General features: G+C 55.3%; 4 protein-coding genes. 2 read left to right on the forward strand and 2 right to left on the reverse strand.

The features are described 5' to 3' along the window. Positions 1-84 precede the first annotated feature (84 nt). Positions 85-1,785: a phage tail sheath C-terminal domain-containing protein gene (locus tag IQ254_RS27660; protein WP_193969371.1), complete on the reverse strand. Its 1,701-nt coding sequence runs from the start codon at positions 1,783-1,785 to the stop codon at positions 85-87. Positions 1,786-2,196: 411 nt separating this feature from the next. Between IQ254_RS27660 and IQ254_RS27665 the strand changes: the two genes are divergently transcribed. Together IQ254_RS27665 and IQ254_RS27670 are read left to right on the forward strand one after the other, a co-directional pair. Beyond that, positions 2,197-3,474: a DUF4255 domain-containing protein gene (locus IQ254_RS27665; RefSeq protein WP_193969372.1), complete on the forward strand. Its 1,278-nt coding sequence runs from the start codon at positions 2,197-2,199 to the stop codon at positions 3,472-3,474. Next, positions 3,471-5,471, forward strand: a complete 2,001-nt coding sequence (locus IQ254_RS27670) for an ATP-binding protein (protein ID WP_228041160.1) — start codon at positions 3,471-3,473, stop codon at positions 5,469-5,471. Before IQ254_RS27665 ends, IQ254_RS27670 begins: the two co-directional genes overlap by 4 nt. Before the next feature lie 58 nt (positions 5,472-5,529). Here IQ254_RS27670 and IQ254_RS27675 read toward each other — a convergent pair. Next, the coding region (locus IQ254_RS27675; RefSeq protein ID WP_228041161.1) for a hypothetical protein at positions 5,530-8,156 on the reverse strand (2,627 nt) is incomplete at its 5' end.

The raw sequence follows: 8,156 nt of genomic DNA on the forward strand, positions 1-8,156 counted from the left end.
GGTTGTGGCAAAGCCATTGACTGGCTTCCCAGCTCCCCGGCTCCCTAGCTCCCTAGCTCCCTAGCTCCCTAGCTCCCTAGCTCCCTAGCTCCCCGCCCCTTGAGTCGGATCCCACTGGCTGACGCGGAAGACGACGAACTCCGCAGGGCGCACGGGGGCAACGCCGACTTCGATATAAAGCAAGCCAAGTTTCATGGTCTCGGGAGTGTTCAATTCAGAGTCACAGCGGACGTAGAAGGCTTCTTCAGGGGTTGAGCCGAAGAGAGCGCCTTCTCGCCAAATGCGCTCTAGAAAATTGCGGACGGTGCGGGTAACTCTGGCCCAAAGGTCTTCATCGTTGGGTTCGAAAACAGCCCATTGGGTACCCAACTCAATGGATTTCTCTAGGTAACTCATCAGGCGACGAACGCTGATGTAGCGCCACTCGGTATCGTCCAGTTGGGCCAGGGTACGAGCGCCCCAAACCAGGTGACCGCGATCGCGGAACTTGCGAATGCAGTTAATTCCCCGAGGGTTGAGAAATTCCTGTTCGCGGAAGTTGGTCTCGTAGGCCAGCCCCAGAATGCCTCTGGGCACTTCGTTGGCAGGAGCTTTGTGTACACCCCGAGTTTCATCCGTGCGGCACCAGACTCCCATCATGTGGCCACAGGGGGGCACCAGGGTAGGCTTGCCGCTGCGAGGGTTGAGCACCTTGATCCAGGGATAGTAGAGGGCTGCAAAGGGAGAGCGGCGGTTAAAGCGCTCTAGCCACGCTTCGGCATCCTGGGGCTTTTGCTGTGCTGGAGAAACAAACGCAGTGCTCTGATAGGGTTGAACCGGGGGCACATCTAAAACCGCCATGCGGTAGGAGGGACTGGGAGCAGCGCTTTCGCAGCCCGTAACCATAGCCTCCATGACGCCGTGGACCTGGTCGAGGCTTAAAAAGCCCTCTTTGTAAGCCAGCATCAAGTCTGGGCAAGCCACCATAGCAACTTCATCGATTTCAAATAGTCCCTGAATGCCCGAACGATTTTTGCGGGTGCCGTAGATTCTGCGACCAAAGACTTCGACCGAGATATCGTCTTCTTGGGAGCACCAAAGCTCGTAAAACCCGTTGTCAGGCCGTTGAGCTGCGGGCAGCAGACCAGGGTCAGCCACAGCTTCGGCATAAATATATTCGGAGTCAGCTAACGCATCAACAACGTTGATACCCATGTCAGGATACTGCGCCATCGTCAAATGGCGATAGGTCTCAAGTTCTTGCCCCTTGTGTTCAACACGAATTCGAAAATATTCGCCCGTGTCAAACATTTCGACATCTGAGTCAGCCTCAGGTTCGGCTGGCTCATCAGGCTGAACTACCACGACAATTCGTCCCGCAGGAGAAGCATCGGCTCGAAGGCAGAAACTGAGCGATGGGCGCTGGCTGGTTGTCATGGCCATGACGCAACAAGGGGACAGCGCCCTTTCTGAATGATCCGGCGTCTCTACTCGACGCCGAGGGAGCTTTGTGCCGACACTGACGATCCAGCAGCGGCCCCCACCGTTTTCAAACCAACCTTTTATAGCAAAGGGCAAGAAGGCTCCAAAGTTGGTGAACCCATCTGAGCCAATACGGGCAAAGTTTTCTAGGTATTGAGTCCAACTGGTGATGAGGGTAGGTTTGTAGAGTTCGGCGTCGTTGCGGACATCTTCTGTGAAGCCGACAAACCCCGCCACACTCATACTGATGCCCTGAATAGGGCGGCTACCGCGACTAACCTCCTCGACGTAGACACCGGGAGCGAAATAATCTAATCGAGCCATGCTTGCTTCTCCTAGCTGAGGGTAATCTGCCAGGAAGCCAGAGAAGCGGAAGAAGACTATTTAGTGAGATTACTTGAAGCCTTTTAGAACTGTAGACTTGAAGGAATTAAGACCAGTTGTGTACACAATAACCGCAAGCCCCCGGGTTTTGTCTAGCCCTTAAATCGATATATTTACATTTGTTAACAACTATTTTGACTTGTGCTTTCTAGGTCGTCTCCGTGAGGTATAGGCAAGGTCTTTATACTTTGGGAATGAACTTACCTGGCTCCATCTTTAGGGGCGCAGTGTTTAGTCTGAGGCGATATATATAACGTCTATATGACTTTTGTACGACTTGGTTTTGAGTTAATAAGCCTATTCTTGTATATCTAAACTCTGCGCCTTCTATAGAACTCTCTATTCAAAGCTATGAGCAACTATCTTGCGATCGCAACGGTTACGGCAGCGCTACAGCGGCTGCTGCAAACCAGTATTAGCACCGATGTGCCGGGCGCTAATGTAACCACCCTGCGCCCAGACAACCCTGCGGCCATGAGCTTGTCGATGGGGATTAATGTATACCTCTATCAGGTCACCCCCAACCCGGCCTGGCGGAATGCCGACTTGCGAACTCGCCGCCCCAAAGGAGATTTAATTAAACACGGTCAGGCGGGCTTAGATTTGCACTATTTGCTTACCTTCTACGGCAATGAACAGGAATTAGAACCTCAGCGGCTCATGGGCAGCGCGATCAAAACATTAGTCGATCAGCCAACCCTAACTCAAAAAAGTATTCGCGAAACAATCGCTAACTCTAATCTATCGTTTCTTGCTCGCTCTACCCTGGATGATCAATCCCAGGTGGTGCAGTTTATTCCAAGTTCTATTACGACAGAGGATTTATCGCGAATCTGGTCGGTATTTTTTCAGGTGCCCTATACGCTGTCTTTTGCCTACCAGGGTATGGCCGTATTGATTGAGGGCGATAAGCCCGGCAGTGCTCCTTTGCCCATTCGCCGTCGTCAATTTATTGATGACGGCGTTGGCAACAAATCGACCCGACCTGTGATCGAGCAGGTGGATGTCGAAAATACCTCTGAAGGTGCGGTCACAGCCCAGAGTCGGCTAATCATCAAAGGTCGCAATCTCTGGCATTCTCAGGTTCAAGTTCAAATTGGAGCGGCTCAAGTAACGCCCCAAGAGGTTAGCCCGACCCAGGTTGTGGTCGATTTATCAGCTCTGAGTGGGGCAGAGCGGCGATCGCTGCGGGCCGGAGTCCAGGGCATTCAAATTATTCACCTGGCTGCCGGTAGGCAGCGCGCCGCCGCCAGTGGGGGTGAGGTCGAGTCGAACGTAGAACCGCTGGTTCTATGCCCGACCATCTCAAGGGATGGTCAGGATATGTCGAGTACCACCGAGGAGCGCGATGAAGATCGCCACTGGGGCGACATTGCTGTGACGATCGACATGGAAATTGCGCCGACGCAGCGGGTGTTTTTAATCTTAAACGGTCTCGCTGAGCACAGGGCAGAGTCCTATATTTTTCGCGCGTCTCGACGGTCGAGCAACGAGCGAACGGCCCGATTTCCGCTGGAAGCGGTAGCGCCCGACCGATATCTGGTGCGCGTGCAAATCGATGGTGCAGAAAGTCCCCTTTGGATCAATGACAACGAAGAATATGCCGACCCTACGGTGGTAATTCCATGATGGTACAAAATAGACAGACCCAACATTCACCCATTCACCGGCAGGCACTCATGGCGGCGCTAATGCCCATTCGCCAGCGTCTGCAGCAGCGTATTGCCGCCAGGCAGACTGGTGCATCGGCTGATTTAGAAACCTTGCCGATACCATCATCAACTCCAGATTCCCTGGGGGCATCGGCCCTAGAACAACTCTGCCAGACCTTTCAGCTCGCTCCGTTTGAGCGCGGCATACTACTGCTGTGCGCCGGGGTAGAACTAGACCCAACTCTGCGGCAGTTGTGTGCCCAGGCTGAGCCAGAGCTGAAGCACGGTGCTCCCACGTTCAACCTGGCTGGTTTAGTGCTGGCCCAGGGCCATTGGGACGCCTTTGTGCCCGCCTCGCCCCTGCGCCACTGGCAGTTGATTGAGGTGGGGGCCAGCCGCCAACTCATGACGGCCCCCCTTCGCATTGACGAGCGCATTCTGCATCATCTGATGGGCATTCCCTACCTGGATGAGCGATTGTCGGGTCTGTTGCATCCGGTGGCCGTTCCCCAGGTGTTGGTGCCCTCACACCAGACGCAGATCGAGGCGATTGTGGCGAGTCGGGGGCAGTCTGAGTCAGCGCGATCGCTGGTGCAGTTGTGCGGTGCCGATGGTGAGAATAATGCCGCGATCGCCGCCGCTGCCTGCAAGCAGCTAAAGTTATCGCTTTTTGGCCTGTCCACCAATGCCCTCCCCCTTAATCCGGCAGATCTGCACCAGTTTTTGAGGCTGTGGGAACGGGAGGTTGCCCTCAGCAACGCGGCACTACTGCTGGAGTGGGATGACACCCATGAGCTAGATGCCGCTCGGGAGAGCGCGATCGCCCTCCTCATTGAGACCGTCACCGGTCTGTTGCTAATCAGTGGTCGTAACCGCAAAGCTCTGCCCCAGCAGGCGACCTTGACCCTAGAGATCAACGCGCCCACAGCCTCAGAGCAGCGCTATCTCTGGCAGGCTACCCTGGGAGACTACGCTGCCCACCTGAATGGCTACGTCGAAACTCTGGTGTCGCAGTTTAACCTCAACACCAGCACCATTCAAGCCGCAGGGCAACAGGTCAAGGGGTACGATGCCCTTCACCAGAGTGGGACAAACCAGCTGACGGAAACCGATATCTGCACCACGATCTGGGAAGTCTGTCGGGTGCAGTCGCGCCCACAGCTCGACGATCTGGCCCAGCGCATTGATCCTAAGGAAGCCTGGGCTGATCTAATTTTGCCCATGCAGCAAAAACAAATGCTGCTAGATGTGGTGGCCCACGTGCGACGGCGTTCTCTGGTTTACGAGCACTGGGGCTTTGCCGGTCGCAGCAATCGAGGTCTGGGCATTAGCGCCCTGTTTTCTGGTACTAGCGGCACCGGCAAAACTATGGCCGCCGGGTCAATTGCCCATGAGCTAAAGCTTGACCTGTACCGCATTGATTTAAGCTCAGTCGTAAGCAAGTACATTGGCGAAACCGAAAAAAATCTGCAGCGAGTATTCGACGCCGCTGAGACAGGCGGCGTGATTCTGCTGTTTGACGAAGCCGATGCCCTGTTTGGTAAACGCAGCGATGTCAAAGACAGTCACGATCGCTACGCCAACATGGAGGTCAGCTACCTGCTCCAGCGAATGGAAGCCTATCGAGGGCTAGCCATTTTAACGACTAACCTGAAGGAGGCCATCGATCCCGCCTTTCTACGACGCATTCGCTTTGTCGTGCGGTTTCCGTTTCCGGAATACGGCGATCGGATGGCGATCTGGGAACGTATTTTCCCTCCCCAGACCCCAACTCAAGATCTCAATTTCAAAAAGCTCGCGAAGCTCAACTTAGCCGGAGGCAATATTCGAAATATTGCTCTCAACGCGACCTTTTTGGCCGCCGAAGCCGGTAGCCCGGCGGTTACCATGGAGCACTTGCTCAAAGCAACCCAGAGCGAGTACCTCAAGCTAGAGCGGCAGTTGACTGAAGCTGAAGTGAAGGGGTGGGTGTAGGAGAGAGCTAGATAGTCTTGGGTGTTGGATTGAATTCACCGCCCAAAACTATTTGCCCTTATCGCGCTTCCGGCAAGTGCTCCTCCTGATTGAGCTCTGGCTGCATCTGTCCCGATGATGGGGGTACTAAAAGTAGCGGGTTTGGAGCCGTTAGAGGAGGCTCGGACTCTGGCGTAGGGGATCCATCTGTGGGGGGCAGCACAATGACAGGGGGCGGTGGTTCAGGGGTCAAAACGGTCGTTTCAATCGTCACCGAGCGGCTGACCTGCTCGCCCAGGGGGTTTGTGACCTGTAGCGTGAAGGACTGCACCCCGGATAGGGGAGCTAGGGTATGGGCGAGACTCGTGCGATCGCCAGGCAGTTGACCCGGGGCGGGCAGCAGTTCTACCTGCATCCACTCAGGGTTGGCGATCGCCCAGTCCAGATTGATAGTGACCGGCTCCTGGTCAGCGTTAAGCTCAAAAAAATGTTGAGGGACGGCCTGTACATCCTGCTGGTTAACGGTAAACGTCAGAATCTGGGGCAGCGGTGGACGCACTTCGATGGCTTCTAAGGTCTGGGTAATGCGCTGCCCATCGTCAGTGGCCAGGGTTAAGGTCAGCTTGAAACTACCTGGACCCTCTGTAGGTACTGGAACCGCATCGCAGACAAGTTGGTTACCTTCTAATCGACAGGCCCGATCTAGCCCCTGAGGCAAACCATTCCGCACCGGATAGGTGAGGCGATTGCTAACGACCTGGCCGGTATAGGCCGTCTGGTCGTAGCTCAGGTCCAGGGTGGTCACAGTCTCGGGGTTTTGAATACTCCAGTTCAGTCGAATCGGGGGGGCGGGATAGGGGTCGGCCTGCCCACCCGAGCTGGTTTCAGCAGGGTTCCAGCGGTAGGCCTGGGCCTGGGCTACAAAGGAAACAATCTCTGGCGGCGCTGCTGGCAGAATGTGCAGAGCGTCAAGTCGCAGTGACTCAATCGCCTGATTAGCCTGATTTGGCTGCGACTGCTCCGGTTGAGGTCTCCAGGGCAACGGCCACCGCGCTGACCGCTCAGCGTTGGCCGACTCAGCTCCAAACAACTCCAGTTGGGCCTGATAGTGCCCCGGCGATAGTGCAACTGCTTCGGTCGAGGGCTGCAGCGATACCCCCAGGCAGGTGAGTTGACTTTGTTCTGCCTCGCGCCCATACAACTGGCGCAGCAGCCGCACCATCGCGTGGGGGCGGTGGGTGCTGAGGGCACAGGTGTCACTCTGGGCCAGGTCGCTCTGGGTAAAGGCTTGGCTGTGTAAGCGATCGCCCGTTTCGGCAAAGTAAGTGACGTTTACCCTATCAGCCTGTTCAGGGTTCTGGATGCTCCAATTCAGCCGAATTGGGTTGCCGTCAGCGACTGGATAGGTGGTCTGGGTGCTAGAAAATTCTTGGATGCGGGGCTCTTCGCTGGGTTTGACAACCAGCTCTTTTAATAGTAGATAGGCCAACCCCAGGGCACCCGTTAGCATCAGCAATCCAACCAGCAGCCCCACCAGCCACCTGAGCCAGGGAGAGCGAGACTGCCACAGCACAGTGCCTGTGGTAGCTGGCAGAGGTTCTGCCCACTCCTCCTCTTCCTGCTGAAGGTCGTTCAGCATTACGGTAAATGCAACATCCTGAGGAGTCCCTCGCCAACTGCGCCGCCAGATGCGTTTGGGGCTGGGGGCTACGGCGATTTCCGCTGTTTCCCCCGGCAATAGGGCTACGGCATCGGGGGCGATAGCATAGCTGAATAGATCAGCTGGATCAGCGGCGGTGATCGCCACCTCTCGCACTACATTACCCCCATTGGTCACACTGAGTTGAAACGTCTCTCTAGGCGACGGAATGGTTCGAGTAGGGGGAGTAAGCGCTATTTCCAAACTTTCATTGATCAAAATTTGGAAATAGAGAATATTGAGCAATACCAGATCTTTGCGATTCCAAGACTTGAGCCGCAGGGTAGACGAGTAATAGCCCGCTGGAGCAGTTTTTGGAGGGTGCAACAGCAGCAGTATCTCTCCCGTATCCCCCGGGTTAAGCTGCAACCCATCGGTGCGGGTCAGTAACCCCGGTTCATCGAGATTGGTTTCAGGATAGTTCAGGGTAAACCAGCCCTCCTCCAATTCCGGGCATCTTAAAAAGAACCGATCCACCTGCCGTGAATGGTTTTTGATCTGCACCTTCACCGGAAATGGCGTTCCCGGTTGTAGTTGATAGGGGTGTTCTGATTGGGTCGGTGGTTCTAAGCCAAAACTTGGCTCATCCTGAAACTCAATATTTTCAACCGGCGGCAACACCCTCAGCTGCTGAGGCCGCCGCAGCGTATCGGCCCCAAATCGGTCTGATTGCAGCACCAGGTCGTAGCTGTAAAGCCCTGCCTCAAACTGGGCAGGGACCTCTAAAAAAAGACTTGTCTGCTTACTCTGGGCGGGAAGTAGCACCAGAGGCATACTTTCGCCCAGTCGATACCAGGTCTCCAGGGGCTTAGAACGCTGATCGTTGGCCATGAGCCATAGCGTTACACTGGCGGTCTCGGTTTTACTGTGATTCGTCAGAGTAATGGCTTGCTCCATGGGGGCTCCCCCCGGTTGCACGCCACCGGTTTGACGCTGAATTTCGACAGATAGGGTCTGTTGAAGGGTGGTGTTCATGTCGGTTAAGGGCTGTCTCTTATACACAACTG

Source organism: Nodosilinea sp. LEGE 07088, from assembly GCF_015207395.1.
Taxonomy (GTDB): domain Bacteria; phylum Cyanobacteriota; class Cyanobacteriia; order Phormidesmidales; family Phormidesmidaceae; genus Nodosilinea.